At 68.8% G+C, this 19,789-nt stretch carries 17 protein-coding genes and 1 tRNA gene; 15 read left to right on the forward strand and 3 right to left on the reverse strand.

Going from position 1 to position 19,789, the window contains the following annotated elements; genetic code table 11:
- The first annotated feature begins 167 nt into the window (after positions 1-167).
- Both AC07M8_RS04765 and AC07M8_RS04770 read left to right on the forward strand, forming a co-directional pair.
- Positions 168-872: a hypothetical protein gene (locus AC07M8_RS04765; RefSeq protein ID WP_495173253.1), complete on the forward strand. Its 705-nt coding sequence runs from the start codon at positions 168-170 to the stop codon at positions 870-872.
- 203 nt (positions 873-1,075) lie between these two features.
- Positions 1,076-1,837, forward strand: coding sequence for a hypothetical protein (locus tag AC07M8_RS04770; protein WP_495173254.1), 762 nt, complete (start codon positions 1,076-1,078; stop codon positions 1,835-1,837).
- 26 nt (positions 1,838-1,863) lie between these two features.
- On the opposite strand, the gene AC07M8_RS04775 is transcribed toward AC07M8_RS04770, so the two are convergent.
- Positions 1,864-2,655: a DUF72 domain-containing protein gene (locus tag AC07M8_RS04775; protein WP_495173255.1), complete on the reverse strand. Its 792-nt coding sequence runs from the start codon at positions 2,653-2,655 to the stop codon at positions 1,864-1,866.
- An 86-nt stretch (positions 2,656-2,741) separates the two neighbouring features.
- A tRNA-Gly gene (locus tag AC07M8_RS04780) sits at positions 2,742-2,816 on the reverse strand.
- Positions 2,817-2,958: 142 nt separating this feature from the next.
- Here AC07M8_RS04780 and AC07M8_RS04785 point away from each other — a divergent pair.
- From AC07M8_RS04785 to AC07M8_RS04815, 7 genes are all read left to right on the forward strand, one after another.
- Positions 2,959-3,720 (forward strand): hypothetical protein, encoded by a 762-nt coding sequence (locus AC07M8_RS04785; protein WP_495173256.1) that lies wholly within the window; start codon positions 2,959-2,961, stop codon positions 3,718-3,720.
- Positions 3,629-5,176, forward strand: a complete 1,548-nt coding sequence (locus tag AC07M8_RS04790; RefSeq protein ID WP_495173257.1) for a Y-family DNA polymerase — start codon at positions 3,629-3,631, stop codon at positions 5,174-5,176. The genes AC07M8_RS04785 and AC07M8_RS04790 overlap by 92 nt, the downstream gene beginning before the upstream one ends.
- Positions 5,173-8,583, forward strand: a complete 3,411-nt coding sequence (locus AC07M8_RS04795) for an error-prone DNA polymerase (RefSeq protein ID WP_495173258.1) — start codon at positions 5,173-5,175, stop codon at positions 8,581-8,583. The genes AC07M8_RS04790 and AC07M8_RS04795 overlap by 4 nt, the downstream gene beginning before the upstream one ends.
- Positions 8,584-8,680: 97 nt before the next feature.
- Positions 8,681-9,574 carry a tetratricopeptide repeat protein gene (locus AC07M8_RS04800; RefSeq protein ID WP_495173766.1) on the forward strand — a complete coding sequence of 298 codons (894 nt, stop codon included), beginning with the start codon at positions 8,681-8,683 and terminating at the stop codon, positions 9,572-9,574.
- On the forward strand, positions 9,571-10,236 hold the full coding sequence (locus tag AC07M8_RS04805; RefSeq protein ID WP_495173259.1) for an LON peptidase substrate-binding domain-containing protein: 666 nt from the start codon (positions 9,571-9,573) through the stop codon (positions 10,234-10,236). Before AC07M8_RS04800 ends, AC07M8_RS04805 begins: the two co-directional genes overlap by 4 nt.
- Positions 10,233-10,430, forward strand: coding sequence for a hypothetical protein (locus AC07M8_RS04810; protein ID WP_495173260.1), 198 nt, complete (start codon positions 10,233-10,235; stop codon positions 10,428-10,430). The genes AC07M8_RS04805 and AC07M8_RS04810 overlap by 4 nt, the downstream gene beginning before the upstream one ends.
- A 2-nt stretch (positions 10,431-10,432) precedes the next feature.
- Complete coding sequence (locus AC07M8_RS04815; protein WP_267394832.1) at positions 10,433-10,603, forward strand: Trm112 family protein; 171 nt, start codon at positions 10,433-10,435, stop codon at positions 10,601-10,603.
- Between the two features lie 59 nt (positions 10,604-10,662).
- On the opposite strand, the gene AC07M8_RS04820 is transcribed toward AC07M8_RS04815, so the two are convergent.
- Positions 10,663-11,877: a UbiH/UbiF/VisC/COQ6 family ubiquinone biosynthesis hydroxylase gene (locus AC07M8_RS04820; RefSeq protein WP_495173261.1), complete on the reverse strand. Its 1,215-nt coding sequence runs from the start codon at positions 11,875-11,877 to the stop codon at positions 10,663-10,665.
- A gap of 271 nt (positions 11,878-12,148) precedes the next feature.
- On the opposite strand from AC07M8_RS04820, the gene AC07M8_RS04825 reads away from it, so the two are divergent.
- The 6 genes from AC07M8_RS04825 (at position 12,149) to ribA (ending at position 19,788) form a co-directional block, all read left to right on the forward strand.
- Positions 12,149-14,509: an FtsK/SpoIIIE family DNA translocase gene (locus tag AC07M8_RS04825; protein WP_495173262.1), complete on the forward strand. Its 2,361-nt coding sequence runs from the start codon at positions 12,149-12,151 to the stop codon at positions 14,507-14,509.
- Between the two features lie 272 nt (positions 14,510-14,781).
- Positions 14,782-15,162: a glycine zipper 2TM domain-containing protein gene (locus AC07M8_RS04830; RefSeq protein ID WP_495173263.1), complete on the forward strand. Its 381-nt coding sequence runs from the start codon at positions 14,782-14,784 to the stop codon at positions 15,160-15,162.
- Positions 15,163-15,375: 213 nt separating this feature from the next.
- A complete protein-coding gene (locus tag AC07M8_RS04835) occupies positions 15,376-17,004 on the forward strand; it encodes a Na+/H+ antiporter (protein ID WP_495173264.1) in 1,629 nt (542 codons plus the stop codon).
- Between the two features lie 66 nt (positions 17,005-17,070).
- Positions 17,071-17,706, forward strand: a complete 636-nt coding sequence (locus tag AC07M8_RS04840) for a LolA family protein (protein ID WP_495173265.1) — start codon at positions 17,071-17,073, stop codon at positions 17,704-17,706.
- A gap of 244 nt (positions 17,707-17,950) precedes the next feature.
- Positions 17,951-18,742, forward strand: a complete 792-nt coding sequence (locus tag AC07M8_RS04845) for an exodeoxyribonuclease III (protein WP_495173767.1) — start codon at positions 17,951-17,953, stop codon at positions 18,740-18,742.
- On the forward strand, positions 18,739-19,788 hold the full coding sequence (gene ribA / locus AC07M8_RS04850) for a GTP cyclohydrolase II (RefSeq protein WP_495173266.1): 1,050 nt from the start codon (positions 18,739-18,741) through the stop codon (positions 19,786-19,788). Before AC07M8_RS04845 ends, ribA begins: the two co-directional genes overlap by 4 nt.
- The last annotated feature ends 1 nt before the right edge of the window (position 19,789 follow it).

Here is a 19,789-nt window from a genome sequence, read left to right on the forward strand (position 1 = left end):
GCGTACATTAAACGGGGACACATCAGTGTTGTATCGGCGGCTCATGCCGTTTTCCGCCGCTTGGTTGATCGATGCAGGACTTGTAGTGCCTACATCAACCTAGCGCCTGATTTCCTAGCTAGCGCTTTACTGTCACGGTCGTACGCTGCCCCGGTAGGGGTCAGCCGATGAAGAACAAGGCGTCAGCATTAACCTGCGTAAGCGTGGGCATCACGATCGCAGTTTCGGCGATCAGCGCTCATGCGCAGTTCGTCCCGCCCGCTGGATACGGTGACGATGGATCACGACCAAGTGTCGCGGTGCCCTCAGACCCCGGTGCACCACCACTAACCCGCATTCCTGATACGGTGGTGTCGAGCCTGATCCACGTCGATCCGACCTACAGGCGCGGCTCGGCTGTGGGCCATGCCAAGATTGTTGGCGCATTTGCGATAGCTGAAACGAGCAAAGTCCAGGTCGTTGCGGCGTGGTCTTCCGGTTTTCTGCCCGTTACCCTCTCCTTGAGCGATGGCCGCTGCTACTCGCTCCAAGCCGATTATAAGGGAGGCACGCTGTCTAATGGCCGGCTGCGCACCGTGGGATGTGAGGAGCAGCGGACGTCCGATGAACCGATGCCTCCGGCGCCACCTTCAAATCACGCGTTACGACTGATCGGGACCGCTTGGGGCTATGGGGCTTGGGTCGATGACCGTACAAAGACCACCATCGTTACCGCGCCTGGAGCAACGACGTTCCAACCGCTTTTTACGGCCCAAATGACGTCCAGCGCCATAATGGCGATGAACGGCCCCGACTGGCCGGGCGGCAATGTGACCTTGGTTGGCAAGATCAAAGGCCGGCTGACGTTCGTGACGTTAGAAACCGGCTACTGACATCGCTGCGAAGTTTCTGGTTTTGCAGTAGCATGATCGCTGGCCAGGTCGTGCAGTCCGACCCTCAGATCCATTGGGGAGAAGATATGATGCGCCTGCCTGCCCGCTTGTTGCCCGTCCTCCTGCTCGGTGCAGCCCCACCGCCACTGGCAACGGTTCCGATAGGCGCGTTCCGAACCTGGGGAATACATCCGGGAGCGCCCTTGTCGTTCGTCGCAGGTGGCCTGACGGTGAAGGTCGAAGCCACGCCCTGTGCCGTGCCGGCAAAGAACGAGGGGTGCAGGTTCGACGGCATAAGCAATCAAGCGATCGTGTCGGTCAGCCGGCCGGGATTGCCACCGTTCCGCATGACGAGCGATAGCCAAGCCTCGTTCGTGCGAGTGGCCGTCGTACGCCTTGCACCTGGGCGGGGACATGCGGGATTGGTGGTGGACAATCAGTGGGGCGGATCCGGCGGTTTCACCGCTGTTACGGTGATCGAGCCATCGGTCGGCAGCTTCCATGCGGTGCCCCTACAGTATCGCGGCAGCGCCGAGTTGATTGGCGAGGCAAGCGTGTTCCCCCACAGTCTATCCAGAGATAGCCAACCCGGCTTTGTGCTCGAGGCGCCCGGGTTTGATTATTCGGGCGAGTGCAACGCCTGTACGCGCGGCGTACCGCTGGTGTTGACCGTCCGCGACGGGCGCAGTGTCGACGTCTCGGACGATCCTGCTGTGCGGCCGCTGTTCGCGCGCGACCTGCCCGCGCATCGCCGCATTTGCGTGTCCGATGTTAGGGAGCGCAATGGCAGCTGCGCCGCCTTCGTTGCCGACGCCGCCCGGCTGGGGCAAGCGCCGTCAGCCTGGCACGTGATGCTATCCCACTATCGGCATGAGCCGGCAGGCTACCCAGCCGCGCTGCGATCATTCCTGGTGACCTATGGTTACATAACGCCAGCCGACGCCCATGCCTTGCCGCTGGCTTAAGTGGGCGTGAGAAGACCAACCCCTCGCTAGGCCGACACCCGCTCGATCAGCGCCATCGCGCCCTGCGGTGCCCTCACCTTGGCGCCGTTGATGAAGAACACGAAGGTGTCGCGTGCCTGCTTCACCGGCGCGGTGTCATCGACATAAGGCAGCCCCTCGGGCCGTCCCCCCGCTGCCCAGGTTTGCGCCGCCGCGGCCCAGCGGTCGAGCGCAGCGGGTGCATAGCCGGCCGGATGCGCCTCCTCCGCCGCTTCCAGCCGCGCGTAGACGAAGTCGCCGGTGACGTCGGCGATCGCGGGATAATCCGCCGAATCGGCATAGACGATCGCCACCCCCGCCGCGCGCGCCATCGCGACGAACGCCGGCGCCGCGAAGCTCTCGTGGCGCACCTGCACCGCATGGCGCAGCGTCACGCCCGCATGGCTTTTGGGCAGCAGCGCCAGGAACGCTGCCATGTCGTCGGCATCGAACTTCTTGGTCGCCATGAACTGCCACAGGATCGGGCCCAATTTGTCGCCGAGCTCGACGATCCCCTGGCCGACAAACCGCTCGACCGATTCGCCCGCCTCGGCGAGCACCTTGCGGTTGGTGCAATAGCGCGATGCTTTCAGCGCGAACACGAAGCCATCCGGCACCGCGCCTGCCCAAGTGGCGAAGCTCGCCGGCTTGAAGCTCGAATAATAGGTGCCGTTGATCTCGATCGCGGTGACCTTGCCGGCGGCATACTCCAGCTCGCGCTTCTGCGGCCATTTCTCGGGATAGAAGGTCCCGCGCCACGGCTCGTAGGTCCAGCCGCCGATTCCGATTCGAATGGTCATGGGTATGGCTATAGCCAAGCCGGTGACCTCGCGTCACGCTCGGCCAGTGCAGATGCTGCTGGTGGATGGCCGCGCGGCAACGCGGCTGGAGCGGGCGAAGGGATTCGAACCCTCGACCCCAACCTTGGCAAGGTTGTGCTCTACCCCTGAGCTACGCCCGCTCTGGCGCCTAATGCCCGGCTGCCGAAGCGGCCACCGGGCGGGGTGAGGCGCGCTATTAGCCCGGAGGTTTCGGGACGGCAAGCCTTTGCGTGCAAGAATTTAGCTTGGCGACTCAACCATAAGAACATTACAAGAACATTCGTGAGCGACTCGACCGCCCTGATTGCCCGGCTACGTGGCCTTGCCGCTGCCGGAAGCCCTGCGCAAGCCGACCCGCGGGCAGCGGATGCGTGGCTTGGCGAGGGCCTGGCCCGGGCGCAACTCCATGAAATCTATGCGCTCGAAGCCGATGACGGGCCGAGCGGGATCGGCTTTGGCATCGCCCTCGCGCTGGCCGCACGCGCAGTGCCGCTGCTGTGGCTCCGCACCGAGGGGTGCGAGCGCGCAATCGGCCGGCCGCATGCCGGCGGCCTCGCCGATCTCGGCCTGCCTGCCGATTCACTGGTGCTCGCGGTGGTGGCGGACGAGGCCGCGCTGCTCCGCGCCGCCGCCGATGCCGCGCGCTTCCCGGGGCTTGGCACCTTGCTGATCGAAAGCGCCGGCGCAGCGCGCGGACTCGATCTCACCGCCACCCGCCGGCTGATGCTCGCCGCCGAAGCCTCGGGGGTCACCGTGCTCAGCGTCCGCGTCGGCGCCCAGCCCAGCCCGAGCGCAGCGGCAACCCGCTGGGGCGTCGCGGCGGTGCCGTCAACCGCGCTCGACGCCAATGCGCCGGGCTTCCCCGCCTTCGACATCGAATGCTTGCGCCGTCGCGGGGGCCCCGCGGGGACGCGATGGCGCGTGGAATGGGATCGTGATGCCAAGAGTTTCCGTGGAACGCCGCTATCTGGCGCTGGTCTTTCCCTGGCTGCCGATCGAGCGGCTGCGCGCCACCAGGCCGCACCTGTTCGTCGGGCGGGATGAGGCGCCGGTCGCCTTTACCGAGACGGTCGGCAACGCCGTCCGGCTGACCGCACTCGGTCTCGCCGCGGCGCAGGCCGGGCTGCAGCCGGGGCTGACCCTCGCCGATGCCCGCGCCCGCGTCCCCGAGCTCGAGGTCTTCCCCCATGATCCCCATGCCGATCTCGACTGGCTCGAGCGGCTCGCCGACGGCTGCGCGCGCTACACCCCGATCGTCGCGCTCGAGCCGCCCGATACGCTGATCCTCGATATCGCCGGCTGCACCCACGCCTTTGACGGCGAGCGCCCGCTGGCCGCCGATGTCGAGGGGCGAATGGCACGGCGTGGCCTGCTCGTCCGCCATGCGTTTGGCGACACCCCCGCGATCGCCCGCGCCCTGGCGCGCTTCGCCGGCGCGCCCGCGCCCGACGAGAAGCGCGCGGTGCGCCGCCTGCCGGTGGCGGCGCTCGATCTCGGCGAGGACGAGACCATCGCGCTCACCCGCGCCGGGCTCAAGACGGTCGGCGAGGTGATGGCGCGGCCGCTCGCCAGCATCGCCGCGCGGTTCGGCGAGGACGCCGTGACCGCGATCCGCCAACTCGCCGGCGAGGCCGCCGCGCCGGTGCGGGCACGCCAGCGCGTCGCCCCGGTGGTGGTGGAGCGCCGCTTTGCTGAACCGGTCGCGCGCACCGATTATGTGCTCGACGTCATCGCCGAGCTGATCGCCGAGGCCGCCACCACGCTTGAACAGCGCCACCAAGGCGGCCGCCGCTGGGAAGCGCGGCTGTTCCGCGCCGACGGCCACGTCCAGAGCCTGCGCGTCGAGACCGGCCAGCCGACCCGCGACGCGGCACTGCTCGGCCGGCTGCTGCGCGAGCGGATCGACAGCCTCGCCGACCCGCTCGATCCCGGCTTCGGCTATGATCTGGTGCGGCTCGACGTGATGCTCGCCGAGCGGCTCGATGCCGCGCAGCTGAAGCTGGAGGGCGGCGCCGCGCAGCAGGAACGAGAGGGCATGACCCAATTGGTCGACCAGCTCGCGACCCGACTCGGCCGCGGCCGGGTGCGCCGGTTCGCAGCGCGCGACAGCCACATCCCCGAACAGGCCGAGCTGATGCTTCCCGCCACCGCGCCGCCGCCCGCCCAAGCCGCCGCCTGGCGCGCGACCGAGGAGGGCGAGCCGCCGCAGCGCCCGATCTACCTGTTCGATCCGCCGCAGCCGATCGAATCGATCGCCGCCGAGGTGCCGGACGGGCCGCCCCACCGCTTCCGCTGGCGCCGCCGCGTCCACGAGGTCGCGCGCGCCGAAGGCCCTGAGCGGATCGCCGGCGAATGGTGGCGCCGCCACGATGCCGCGATCCCGACCCGCGATTACTATCGCATCGAGGACCAGCGCGGACGCCGCTTCTGGATCTTCCGCCACGGGCTGTATGTCGAGACCGAGCGCCCGCGCTGGTACCTCCACGGGCTGTTCGCGTGACGGCGGTGCCAGCCTCGGCCGAACCGGTTCCCGCGCCCCGCTTCGCCGAGCTGGTCGCCGCGACCAATTATTCCTTTCTCCACGGCGCCAGCCACCCGCTCGACATGGTCAGCCGCGCGATCGAGCTCGGGCTCGCCGGGATCGGCATCGCCGACCGCAACACAGTCGCCGGCGTGGTCCGCGCGCATGACGCGCTCAACCGCGCCAAGATCGGCCTGGTCGGCGCGCAGCTGCCGCCGATCGACTTCAAGCTCGCGGTCGGTGCCCGGCTGGTGTTCGCCGACGGCACGCCGGATATCGTCGCCTATCCCACCACCCGCCACGGCTGGGGCCGGCTCACCCGGCTGCTCACGCTCGGCAACCGCCGTGCCATCAAGGGCGGCTGCATCCTCGGCCTCGGCGATCTCCAGCGCCATGCCGACGACCTGCTGCTGATCGCGCTGCCCGACAGCAGCGCCCGCCCCGCCGAGCCGGCGCCCGAGGCGATGCTGCCGCCGGCGCGTGCCGATGCCGGCCTCGCCGCCACTCTGCCGCTGCTCGCCGCCCGCGCGCCGGGGCGGGTGTGGCTCGGCGTCACCATGCCGCGCGCCGGCCGCGACCAGCGCCGGCTGATCCGCCTCGCCCGCCTCGCCGATGCCGCCGGGGTGCCGCTGCTCGCCACCACCGATGCCCATTATGCCCATGCCGACCAGCGCGCGCTCCACGACATCGTCACCTGTATCCGCGAGGGCGTCACCATCCAGCGCGCCGGCCGCCGCCTCGCCGCCAATGCCGAGCGCCACCTCGAGCCGCCCGACGAGATGGCGCGGCTGTTCGCCGGCTGGCCTCAGGCGCTCGCGGCCAGCCTCGACCTGCTCGACCGGATCGATTTCACCCTCGACCAGCTCCGCTACGAATATCCGCACGAGCCGGTGCCCGAGGGCTGGGACGCGCAAGGCTGGCTCCAGGAGCTGGTCCACCGGGCCGCGTTCAAGAGATACGGCGGTGTCATTCCCGCCAAGATCACCGCGCTGCTCGACGAGGAATTCAGGCTGATCGAGGACCGCCGTTACGCCCATTATTTCCTCACCGTGCACGACATCGTCCACTTCGCCCGCTCGGTGGAGCCGCCGATCCTGTGCCAGGGGCGCGGCTCGGCGGCCAATTCGGTGGTCTGCTATCTGCTCGGCATCACCTCGGTAGATCCGCTCAAATACGATCTCCTCTTCTCGCGCTTCGTGTCCGCCGAGCGTGACGAGCCGCCCGACATCGACGTCGATTTCGAGCACGAGCGGCGCGAGGAGGTGATGCAGTATATCTACCGGCGCTATGGCCGCCACCGCGCCGCGATCGCGGCGACAGTGATCCATTACCGCCCGCGCAGCACGGTGCGCGAGGTCGGCAAGGCCTTGGGCCTCACCGAGGATCTCACCCAGCGGCTGACCAGCACCGTCTGGGGCAGCTTCGCCGGCAAGTTCGAGGAGGAACGGCTCAAGGAAACCGGCTTCGACCCCGATAATCCCGAGATCCTCCGGCTGCGCGACATGGTCGATCAATTGCTCCAGTTCCCCCGCCACCTGTCGCAGCATGTCGGCGGCTATGTCCTCACCCAGGGGCGGCTCGACGAAATGGTGCCGATCCACAATGGCGCGATGAAGGACCGCACCTTTATCGAATGGGACAAGGACGACATCGACTGCCTGGGGCTGATGAAGGTCGATATCCTCGCGCTCGGCATGCTCACCTGCATCCGCAAGGCATTCGACCTGATGGAGCGCCACGGCCTCGGCCGTCACGAGCTCGACACGCTGGCGGTTGACGAGAATCCGATCGTCTATGACATGCTGTGCAAGGGCGACAGCATCGGCGTGTTCCAGGTGGAAAGCCGCGCCCAGATCAACATGCTGCCGCGCCTGAAGCCCAGGAAGCTCTACGATCTCGTCGTCCAGGTCGCAATCGTCCGCCCCGGGCCGATCGAGGGCGACATGGTCCACCCGTACCTGCGTCGGCGTTCGGGCAAGGAGGTGGTGGAATACCCCTCGCCCCATCCCAACCACGGCCCCGCCGACGAATTGAAGCAGTTGCTCGGCGAAACCTTTGGCGTGCCGCTGTTCCAGGAACAGGCGATGAAGCTCGCCATGGTCGCCGCCAAGTTCACGCCCGAGGAGGCCAACCAGCTGCGCAAGGCGATGGCGACGTTCCGCAACGTCGGCGGCATGACCAATTTCTACGAGAAACTGGTCGGCGGCATGGTCGCGCGTGGCTATCAGCGAGATTTCGCCGAGCGCTGCTACAAGCAGATCGAGGGCTTCGGCAGCTATGGCTTTCCCGAAAGCCATGCCCTGTCGTTCGCGCGGCTGGTCTATGTCTCGTCGTGGATCAAATGCTTCCACCCCGCAATCTTCTGCGCGGCGATCCTCAATTCGCAGCCGATGGGCTTCTACGCGCCGGCGCAACTGGTGCGCGACGCCGCCGAGCACGGCGTCGAGATCCGCGACATCGACGTCAACGCGAGCGCCTGGGACCATGGGATCGAATCGGCCGAGCCCTCGGGCGCCCACCCCCACGCCGTCCGCCTCGGCCTGCGCCAGATCGACGGTTTCCACGAAGCCTGGGCGATCAAGCTGACCGAAGCCCGCACCAGTCCCTACATTTCGATCGAGGACCTCGCCCGCCGCGCCGGCCTGCCCACCCGCGCGCTCAACCTGCTCGCCGATGCCGATGCGTTCCGCTCACTTGCGCAAGGCCGCCGCGAGGCGCTGTGGGAAGTGCGCCGCACCCCGCCCGCGCAGCTGCCGCTGTTCGCCGCCGCCGACGCCCCCGAGCTTGGCCAGGAGCCAGACGCTGCGCTGCCGGCGATGCCCTTGTCCGAACAGGTCGCCACCGATTACCAGACCACGCGCCTGTCGCTCAAAGGCCATCCGATGGCGTTCCTGCGCCCGGTGTTCGCCGCCGAGGGCGTGCTGTCGAGCGCCCAGGCGAGCGCGGCCAAGGACGGCCGCCGCGCCAAGGTGGCCGGCGTGGTGCTGGTCCGCCAGCGCCCCGGCAAGGGCAATGCCATCTTTGTCACCATCGAGGACGAGACCGGGGTAACCAACGCCTTGCTGTGGGCGCGCGACTTCGAAGCCAATCGCCGCGCGGTGATGGCGGCGCGGCTGCTGGTGATGGAGGGGGTGATCCAGCGCAGCGAGGAAGGCGTCGTCCATCTGATGACCGTGCGCGTCCAGGATCGCACCGACGAGCTCGGCCGCCTCTCGTCCGATCACTCCGCCGATCACCCGGCCGATCCGCCCGCCGCGCCCGCCGAGGCGGTGATCCGCCCCAAGCCGATCGTCGCCCAGGACGCCCGCTCAATCCGCCCCCAGCACCCCCGCCCGCAGCACCCGCGCGACGTCCGCATCATGCCGCCCTCGCGCGACTTCCACTGATCCTGCCGCCGCGCACGCAACGACGGGCTTGGCGCGGCGCCCATTCCGCCCCACATGGGCCCCACAAGCAAAGGAGCACCACTTGGCCACGCTAGGCATGTCCCCCGCCGAGAAGGAAGCCGTCGAGGCCTTCCGTCGCGACGTCGTCGAACCGTCGATGACGAGCCTGGTGATCATCGATTTCTGGGCCGAATGGTGCGGGCCGTGCAAGGCGCTCGGGCCGACGCTGGAAAAGGTCGCGGCGGCCTATGCCGACAAGGGCGTGATCCTCGCCAAGATCGATACCGACAAGAACCAGTTCATCGCCGCGCAATTCCAGATCAAGTCGATCCCGACCGTCTATGCGATGTTCCAGGGCCAGCTCGTCGCCGATCTCACCAGCGCGCGCACCGAATCGCAGCTGCGCGTCACGCTCGACCAGCTGCTCAAGCAGCTGCCGATCCAGTCGGAGGCTGCGAGCGTCGAGGCCGAGCTCGAGCCGCTGATCGCAATGGCCGAGGACGTGCTCGCCCAGGGCGATGCGGAGCGCGCGCTATCCATCTACGACCAGCTCGCCGAGATGGCGCCCGAGCATCCCGCGGTGCTTGCCGGCCGCATCCGCGCGCTGGTTGCCGCCGGGCTCAACGACGAGGCGCAGGCCGCGATCGACGCGCTGCCCGCCGATCTCAAGGACGCCGGCATCGATCGCGCCAAGGCGACGCTGGCGCTTGCCCAGTCCGCCCAGCCGGTGGAGGATTTCAGCGCACTCGCCGCCGAGGTGACCAACAACCCTGACGACCACGAGCGCCGCTTCGCGCTCGCCAATGCGCAGATGGCCGCCGGCGACCGTGATGGCGCCGCCGACAATCTGCTCTACATCGTCGCCGCCGACCGCGCCTGGAACGAGGGCGCCGCCCGCGCCCAGCTGCTCAAGCTGTTCGAAGCCGTCGGGCTCGAGGACCCCTGGGTCTCAGCGCAGCGCCGGCGCCTCTCCGCGATCCTGTTCGGATGACCCAAGACGCGCGCCAGACCACGCGGCTCTCGGTGTTTCCGCTGCCCGGCGCGCTGCTTTTTCCGGGCATGCACCTGCCGCTGCACATCTTCGAGCCACGCTATCGGTCGATGGTGTCGGACGCGATGGCGCGCGATCGGCGGATCGGCATGATCCAGCCGCGCCTGCAGGGTGCCCCGGCCGAGCCGGGCGCGAACGGCACGGCTGGCGACGACCGGCCCGAGCTCTACGACATCGGCTGCGTCGGCCGGATCGCCGAGGTCGAGGCGCTGGAGGACGGCCGATTCAACCTAGTGCTCGAAGGCGTCGCGCTGTTCCGCATCGTCCGCGAGCTCGACGTCACCACCGCCTTCCGCCAGGTCGAGGCCGAGCTGCTGCCGGTACTGGATGACGAGACGCTGTCGCTCGGCCACCGCTCGTCGCTCGAACTCGAATCGCGCCGCTATGCGGAGGCGCAGGGCTATACGGTCGACTGGGATGCGGTGGAGCGGCTCGACGACGAGAGCCTGGTCAACGGCATCGCCCAGATCGCGCCGTTCGACGCCGCCGCCAAGCAGGCGCTGCTCGAGGCCCCCGATATCGAGACGCGCGCCGAGCTGATCATCCAGCTGATGCAATTCTTCGGTCGCCACGACGGCGAGGACAAGGTGACGCTGCAATGAGCGCGCCGGCGCCCAAGTCACGCAAAGGCCGCCGCCATGGTGCGGCGATGATGGCCTGGTTGTTCTTCGCCAATCTGTTCGAGCCCAAGAAGGCCGCCGCGATCGAGCAGATCGACACCCAGAATCGGGTCGGCAGCGACGCGTGGCGCACCGCCCGCGCGGCCACCGCCCCGGCGTCGCCCAAGGACCATTGATCATGCCGACCCTCGACCCCTGGCTGCTCGAGCGCTTGGTCTGCCCGGTGACGCGCCAGCCGCTGCGCTATGACGAGGCCGCGGCGGAACTGGTCTCCGACGCGGCGGGTCTTGCCTATCCGATCCGCGACGGCGTGCCGGTGATGCTGCCCGACGAAGCGCGGCGGCTCTAGCCACCTTCCGTTACCTCAGCTGTCGCCGGGATGACGGTTCAACGCCACCAGACGCGGCGCTAGATCATCAATCCCTGCAGCAGCTTCGGCAGCGTCCCGCTCTCGCCGCGCGCCTCGGCCATGAACCGGTTCTTGAGCGGCGGCAGCTTGTCCACCGCCGAGATGCCGAACCGCCGCACCGCGCTCGCGGTCTTGCCGGGGATGCCGAACAACCGGGTCAGCGTGTCGGTCGCCGCCGCGACGGTGAAGGTGTCGAGCCCGCGCCAGCGCTGGTAGCGCGCGAGCAGCGCCGGATCGCCGAGATCGAGCCCGAGCCTTTTGCCCTCGACCAGCACCTCGGCAAGCGTCGCGACGTCGCGGAAGCCGAGGTTGAGCCCCTGGCCTGCGATCGGGTGGATACCGTGCGCGGCGTCACCGATCAGCGCCAGCCGCTGCGCGGTGATCCGCGCCGCATGGTGGAAGCCCAAGGGATAGCTCGCCCGCGGGCTGGCCGCCGACAGCGTACCGAGGAACCCGCCCATCCGCTTCTCCGCCTCGGCGAGGAAGGCGCGATCGCCGAGCTTGAGCATCGCCGCGCCATCCCTGGCGTGCACCGACCAGACGATCGCCGAGCGGTGACCGATCTCATCGTCGGGCAGCGGCAGCAGCGCGAACGGCCCGCTCGGGTAGAAGATCTCGAACGCGATATTCTCGTGGCTGCGCTCATGGTGAAAGGCGCCGACGATCGCGGCGTGATCATAGCTCCACCGCGCCACGGTGATCCCTGCCGCCTCGCGGGTCGGCGAATGGCGGCCCTCAGCGGCGATCAGCAGCGGCGCCTTGATCACCGCACCCGAATCGAGCGTCGCGGTAACCGCGAACTCGCCGCGGTCCACGACGGTGGCGCGGGTCTGCATCCTCAGATCGACATGCGCCGCCGCGCTTGCGCGCTCGAACAGCACCGTGCGTAGCCGCTTGTTCTCGTACATCGTGCCGAGCGCGCCATCGCCGGCATCGGGCACGAAATCGAGCTTGCCCGGCTCCAGCCCGTCGCTCACCCGGATGTGGCGGATCGCGCAGCCATGGCCGGCAAGGTCGCCGCCCACCCCGATCGCGTCGAGCATCCGCCCGCTCGCGCTCGCCACCGCCGACGCCCGGCCGTCGAACCCGGGCGCGAGCGTCACCGCCGGATCGGCGGGATCGACCACGATGCTCGACAGGCCGTGCGCGTCCAGGGCGAGGGCCAGCGTGGCGCCGACCAGGCCACCGCCGAGGATGATGACGTCTGTATCCATGCCGCCCCTCTACGCCCGCAGCGCGGGCGTGCAAACCACCACGCTTGGTCTCGATCACTACTTCTCGTCATCCTGAACTCGTTTCAGGATCCAAGACCCAACGCTCATCGACTGCCCACGGGCAGTCCGGGCCATGGATGCTGAAACAAGTTCAGCATGACGAACAAGGAGAAGTGCGTCTGGGCGGGGTCGGATCCTTCCCCTCAGCTTGACGCCGGCCACGCCAAGCCCGATGATTCCCCGGCATATTCGGACATTGAAGGATCAGGCGATGGCGAGCCGGGCACAGGCGGGCCAGACTAACGGGCTGTGGCGCGAGACCGTGAAGGCCGGCGCGGTGCGCAGCGGCGCGCTGATCGCCGCGCTCGCGATCTTCCTCGTCACCGCGTTGATCGTGCTCGCGCTCGCCAGCTATCACGCCAGCGATCCCGCGCTCAACACCGCCTCGGGCGGCGCGGTGCAGAATCTCGCCGGCCCGCCGGGCGCCTGGCTCGCCGATATCGCGCTCACCCTGCTCGGCCCGGTGGTCGCGCTGCTGCTCCCGGTCGGTCCGATCGTGGCAATGCGGCTGTGGCGGGGCCAGCCTGCCGGCCGCTGGATCAAGATGCTGCGCAACGCCTTGCTCGGCCTCGCGCTGATCGCGACCGCGCTCGCCTTCGTCTCGGCTTCCTCGGTGCTGGCGCTGCCGGCCGGCTGGGGCGGTGTGGTCGGCCTCGGCCTCGCCCGGCTGGTCGGCTGGGCGCTGGCATTCATCGGCAACCCGGGCGTGGCGTTGTGGACGCAGCGCGGGCTCGGCGTCGTCGCCGGAGTCGCCGGCATCATCATCTGGGCGAAAAGCCTCGAGATTGATCTCGGCGAGCGCCAATGGGGCCTGCGCCGCCGTGCCGCCTTTGCCGACGCCGGTGTCGCCGACAGGGGCGGGTTCGATGCCGATTATGACGTGCACGACCTCGACGATGAGGACGACGAGGATGACGAGCCGCTGACGCTCGCCGGCCGCGCGATCCAGCCGCGCGCGCTCGCCGCGCCCGATCCGCGCCCGGCACCGGTGATCGCCGATCGCGGCGTTGCGCCGTCGGCCGCGCGGCCCAAGCCGCACCAGCAGCAGCTCGATCTCGGCCACACCTACAAGCTGCCGCCGCTCGACCTGCTGGTGCCCTCGCCGCCGCAGCCCAAGGGCACGATCGACAAGGCGGCGCTCGAGCGCAACGCCCGCCTGCTCGAGAATGTGCTCGACGATTTCAAGGTCCAGGGCGCGATCACCGAAGTCCGCCCCGGCCCGGTGGTGACGATGTACGAGCTCGAGCCCGCCCCGGGGATCAAGGCGACCCGGGTGATCGCGCTCGCCGACGACATCGCCCGCAACATGTCCGCCATCTCGGCGCGCGTCGCGGTGATCCCCGGCCGCAACGTCATCGGCATCGAGCTGCCCAACGCCAAGCGCGAGACGGTGTCGCTGCACGAACTGGTCGGCAGCCAGACCTTCGAGGATCAGGCAGCACAGCTGCCGATCATCCTCGGCAAGAACATCGCCGGCGATCCGGTGATCGCCGATCTCGCGCCGATGCCGCACCTGCTCGTCGCCGGCACCACCGGCTCGGGCAAGTCGGTCGGCCTCAACGCGATGATCCTGTCGCTGCTATACCGGCTGACGCCGGACCAGTGCCGGATGATCATGATCGATCCCAAGATGCTCGAGCTGAGCATGTACGACGACATCCCCCACCTGCTCTCGCCGGTCGTCACCGATCCCGCCAAGGCGGTGCGCGCGCTCAAATGGGCGGTGGAGACGATGGAGGATCGCTATCGGCAGATGTCGTCGGTCGGTGTGCGCAGCCTCGCCGGGTTCAACGACAAGGTCCGCGCCGCCAAGGCCAAGGGTCAGCAGCTCGGCCGCCGCGTTCAGACCGGCTATCACCCGGAAAGCGGCGCGCCGCTCTACGAGGAGGAAAAGCTCGACTACGAACCGCTGCCGCAGATCGTGGTGATCGTCGACGAGCTCGCCGATCTGATGATGACCGCGGGCAAGGAGGTCGAATTCCTGATCCAGCGCCTCGCCCAGAAGGCGCGCGCCGCCGGCATCCACCTGATCATGGCGACGCAGCGCCCGTCGGTCGACGTCATCACCGGCGTGATCAAGGCCAACCTGCCGACGCGCATCTCCTTCCACGTCACCAGCAAGATCGATTCGCGCACCATCCTCGGCGAGCAGGGTGCCGAGCAGCTCCTGGGCCGCGGCGACATGCTCTACATGCCAGGGGGCAAGGGCATCGTCCGCGTCCATGGCCCCTTCATGTCCGATGACGAGGTGCGCGCCGTTGCCGATCACTGGCGCTCGCAGGGCCGACCCGACTACATTTCCTCGGTCACCGAGGAGCCCGCCGAGAGCTTCGCGCTCGACGGCGCGCCGACCGGCGAGGATTCGGCCGAGGACCAGCAATATCGCGCCGCGATCCAGCTGGTGTGCGAATCGCAGAAGGCCTCGACCAGCTGGCTCCAGCGCCAGCTGCGCATCGGCTACAATTCGGCGGCGCGGCTGATCGAGAAGATGGAGAAGGACGGCATCGTCAGCCGCCCCGACCATGTCGGCCGCCGCGAGGTGCTGCGCGATACCGAGGGCCACGCGATCTGATTTCGCACGCGCCGTTCCACACGTCGTCATCCTGAACTCGTTTCAGGATCCATGGCCCGACGCTGCCCGCAAGCCTGGCGGTCGTGCAGGCCTTGGATGCTGAACCAAGTTCAGCATGACGAAGGCGGGCCCGGCGGTTCCCCCCCCCCCGTTCGTTGCCACTGACGTCGCCAAACCTGCCCGCCGCAAGCCTCTCCTTCGCCATATCGCAGCCGAAATGAACTCTCCCGCCGCCGGGGCGTTCTGGCAGCTCTAATCCGAGGAGTAGCGTTATGAAGAAGTCGCTGATCGCCGCACTGGCGCTGACCGTGCTCGCCACCCCCGTCGTCTCGACGCCCGCGATGGCGCAGCGCCACGACGACGGCCGCTGGCAGGGCGACCGTGGTGACAATTGGGATCCGTCGAGCAGCTATCGTCAGGGCGGCAACCATCGCGCCCGCAACCTCGGCCGCAACGACCGCATCTACAAGGGCCGTGACGGCCGCGCCTATTGCCGCCGCAGCGACGGCACCACCGGTCTGGTGATCGGCGCCGTCGGCGGTGGCCTGCTTGCCAATCTGGTCGGCGGCGGCACGCTCGGCACGCTCGCGGGTGCCGGCGGCGGCGCGCTGCTCGGCCGCTCGGTCGATCGCGGCAACGTGAAGTGCCGCTGATCCGGCCCTGAGTCGCTGAACGCCGGCATGCCGGCGACAGGCGTCCGCAACGCGTCGACGGGATCCCTCGTCGGCGCGTTTGCCGTTGTGGCGGCCATTCCCTCGTCACCGCAGACCCGGTCGGGGGTGACGAAGGATTGCGCGACCGCCGCAGCCACTGACTTCGGCGCCGCCAACCCCTAAACTGGCCGGCCCCCTTACCCGGAGAGCCCCTTGGAATCCGTCACGATCGTCCTCATCCTGCTGTTGGCGGTCGTCGTCAGCGGCTCGCTGTCGCGATTGCTGCCGGTCTCGATTCCCACTCCGCTGGTGCAGATCGCCTTTGGCGGCGTGATCGGCCTCTCCACCAACTATCGCGTCGATCTCGAGCCCGAGCTGTTCCTGTTCCTGTTCCTGCCGCCATTGCTGTTCCTCGATGGCTGGCGGATCCCCAAGGACGAGCTGTTCCGCGACATCTCCACCGTGGTCGAGCTCGCGCTGGGCCTTGTGCTGATGACGGTGATCGGCATGGGATTGTTCATTCACTGGATGATTCCCGCGATGCCGCTCGCGGTCGCCTTCGCGCTTGCCGCGGTGGTATCGCCGACCGATCCGATCGCGGTCTCCGCGATCGCCGCGCGGGTGCCGATCCCCAAGCGGATGATGCACATCCTCGAGGGCGAATCGCTGCTCAACGACGCCTCGGGGCTGGTCTGCCTGCGCTTCGCGATCGCGGCCGCGCTCACCGGCAGCTTCTCCCCCACCGGCGCCGCGGCGAGCTTCCTGTGGGTTGCCGGCGGCGGCCTCGCGATCGGCACCGCGGTGACGCTGGTCGTTACCCGCGCCAAGGCCTGGATCTCACGGCGATTGGGCGAGGAAACCGGCTCGCAGATCCTGATCAGCCTGCTGATCCCGTTCGGCTGCTATCTGCTCGCCGAGCATCTCCACGCCTCGGGCATCCTCGCCGCGGTCGCCGCCGGCGTGACGATGAGCTTCGCCGAGGTCGCCCGCCAGGCGCTGCCGGTCACCCGGATGCGCCGCAACTCGGTGTGGGACACGATCCAATATGCGCTGAACGGCATCATCTTCGTGCTCCTCGGCGAGCAATTGCCGCTGATCCTCACCGGCGCTGCGCAGACGGTGCGGACCACCGGCCACCAGTCGCCGTGGTGGCTCGGCGCCTATGTGATCGCGATCGCCGCCGGTCTCGCCCTGCTCCGCTTCGCCTGGGTGTGGGTCTCCTTCCGCCTCACCCTGCTGCGTCGCGGCGAAGATCGGCGAGTGCCGAACTGGCGGCTGTTCGCGGCGATGTCGGTCGCCGGTGTCCGCGGTGCGCTCACCCTTGCGGGCGTGCTTACCCTGCCGCTCGCGCTCGCCGACGGCACCCCCTTTCCGGCACGCGATCTCGCCATCTTCCTCGCTGCCGGGGTGATCATCGTCTCGCTGGTCGCCGCCAGCCTGGTGCTGCCGCTGCTGCTCAAGGGCCTGACGATGCCACCCGAGCCCTCGCGCCAGGCCGAGGAGAATGAGGCTCGCGTCGCCGCCGCCGAGGCCGCGATCCGCGCGATCGAGGAGGCGCAGCATGCGATGGCCGAGGGCCGCAACGATGCCGATCTCTACACCGCCGCCGGCAACCGGATCATGGACCTCTATCGCGACCGCATCGAGAGCCGCAGCCAGCAGGGCGAGGCTGCCGCCGAGGCGCGCCGCGAGGACAAGATCGAGCGCGAGCTGCGCCTCGCGGGTCTCCGCGCCGAGCGCAACGCGGTGTTCGCGCTCGCGCGCACCCGCGCGGTCGGCAGCGAGATCGCCGCCAAGCTGGTCCGCGAGCTCGATTTCGCCGAGGTCCGCTTCAGAAGCTGACCCGCCGGCGTCAATTCACTATCCGTTCAAGCCCGGTCGGCCATCGCGCCGGTCAAGGAGAAGACGATGCTGCCCCGTATTGCCCCCCTCGCTCTTGCCGTGCTCGCGCCGGTGCTGGCCACCGTCCCGCTCGCGGCACCCGCCGTCGCCCAGGCGACCGGTGATCTCGCCGCGGTCCAGCGCCACCTCCAATCGCTGACGACGATGACCGCCGAGTTCAGCCAGACCGATCGCAACGGCAAGGTGCTCACCGGCACCTTCACCCTCAAGAAGCCCGGCAAGCTGCGCTTCCAATATGAAAAGGGCGTGCCGATCCTGATCGTCGCCGAAGGCGGCGCGCTGACCTTTATCGATTATTCGGTGCGCCAGGTGCAGCGCTGGCCGATCAAGAACTCGCCGCTCGGCGTGCTGCTCGATCCCGACCGCGACATCGGCCGCTATGCCAAGGTGATCCCCACCGGCAACGATCGCGTGGTTTCGGTCGAGGCCAACGATCCAAAGCATCCCGAATATGGCCGCATCACCCTCGTCTTCGCGCGCGACCCCGCCGCGCCGGCCGGGCTGATGCTGCAGGGCTGGGTCGCGCTCGACAGCCAGAACAACCGCACCACCATCCGCCTCTCCGGCCAGAAGTTCGGCGTGCCGGTAAGCGACAACACGTTCCGCTGGAACGACCCGCGGAGAAGCGGCGGGCGAAACTGAACGGTTTTTCATCTGCCCATTCATCCGGGCGACAGGTTGCGAGGCCTAGTGAAGGCCTCGCGGATGTGGGGCGTTCGGGATTTTTCCCCCTGTTGCTCGAGCGTGTTCCTCGCTTCCGCCTGCGTGACGAACGCTAGTCCGGCCCTCGCTCCATGCCCCCGGAGCGGGGGCCATTCTTTTGGCCCCTGCCGCGCTGGGGCGGGCCCGCACCCGCTTCCTTGTTCGCGCCTCGCTGCACCGCTACATGGCGCGCGTGAAGATCGCCTCCTGGAACATCAACTCCGTCCGCTTCCGCCTCGCCATCGTCGAGCAGTTCCTGCGCGAGGCCGAGCCCGACGTGCTCTGCCTCCAGGAAACCAAGGTGATCGACGCGGACTTCCCGTTCGACGGCTTTCGTGCGCTCGGCTACGAGCATATCGTCATCCATGGCCAGCGCATGCACCACGGCGTCGCCATCCTCAGCCGGGTGCCGATCGTTGAGGACGACCGGTTCGACTGGCAGGCCAACCGCGAGGCGCGTCACGTCGGCATCCGCCTGCCGGGCGGCGTCCGCCTCGAGAATGTCTACGTACCCGCCGGCGGCGACGAGCCCGATCGCGAGATCAACCCCAAGTTCGGCCAGAAGCTCGACTTCCTCGAGCGGATGACCGCCTGGTCGCAGTCGCTCGCCGGCCCGACCATCATCACCGGCGACTTCAACGTCGCGCCGTTGCCGAGCGACGTGTGGAGCCACAAGGCGCTGCTCAAGGTGGTCAGCCACACGCCGATCGAGGTCGAGGCGCTGGATCGTTTGCAGGCGTCGAACGACTGGGTCGATCTCGGCCGTCATTTCTACCCTGCCCCGGCGCGGCTCCACACCTGGTGGAGCTATCGCTCGGCCGACTGGACCAAGAATGACCGTGGCCGCCGGCTCGATCACATGTGGGCGACCGCCGATGTCGCCGCGCAGGCGACCGCCCACACCGTATTCGAATCATGCCGCAGCTGGCTCAAGCCGTCGGACCACGTGCCGATCATGACAGAGTTCGCCTTTTGACCGCCCGGCCCCGTGCCGCCGCGCGCGCGATCGATGCGCTGCGCCGCGGCTGGCCGGTCGCGATCGACGGGCTGACCCTGCTCGCGGTCGAGACCGCCGATGCCGCGCGGCTCGCCGCATTCGATCCCGCCGCCACCGCGGGGGTGCTGATCTCCGCCGGCCGTGCCGCGACGCTCAAGCTCGCCAACCAGCTCGACGCCGCGGTGCCCGACGCGCCGGTGCTGATCGAGCGCGCGCCATGGATCGATTTCGCCGCCGCCACCGCGCTCGCCGACCCCCAGCTCGATCTCGCCACGCCGCTCAAGGGTCCGTTCCGCACCGTTCCTGCGAACGACCCGGCCGCCGCCGCCGCGGCGCTGCGCCTCGCGCGCATCGCTGGGCTGCTCCCCGCCTTCTTCGTCGGCGGCAGCGACGCCGAGGACCATATCACGGGCGCCGACATCGACGCGCATGAAGACGCCACCCGCCTTGCCATCGCCACCCGTGCGCGGCTGCCGGTCGACGGCGCCGAGGATGCCGAGATCGTCGCCTTCCGCTCGCCCGAGAGCGCCGACGAGCATGTCGCACTGCTGATCGGCCAGCCCAACGGCCAGCCGCCGCTGGTGCGGCTGCACAGCGAATGCCTCACCGGCGACGTGCTCGGCAGCCTCAAATGCGATTGCGGCCCGCAGCTCCATGCCGCGATCCACGCCATCCAGCAAAGCGGCTGGGGGATCCTGCTCTACCTGCGCCAGGAGGGCCGCGGCATCGGCCTGGTCAACAAGCTGCGTGCCTATGCGCTGCAGGATCAGGGCTTCGACACGGTGGACGCCAACACCCGGCTGGGGTTTGCGGTCGACGCGCGCGATTTCGGCGTCGCCGGGCGGATGCTCGAGCTGCTCGGCCAGCACACCATCCGCCTGCTCACCAACAACCCCGCCAAGGTCGCCGCGCTCGCGGGCGCCGGCGTCACGGTGGTCGAGCGCGTGGCGCACGTCCTGCCCGCCAACCCGCACAACGAGCGCTATCTTGCCACCAAGCGCGATCGGACCGGCCATCAGCTCTGAT

Source organism: Sphingomonas sp. GW821-FHT09E03 (genome assembly GCF_059416225.1).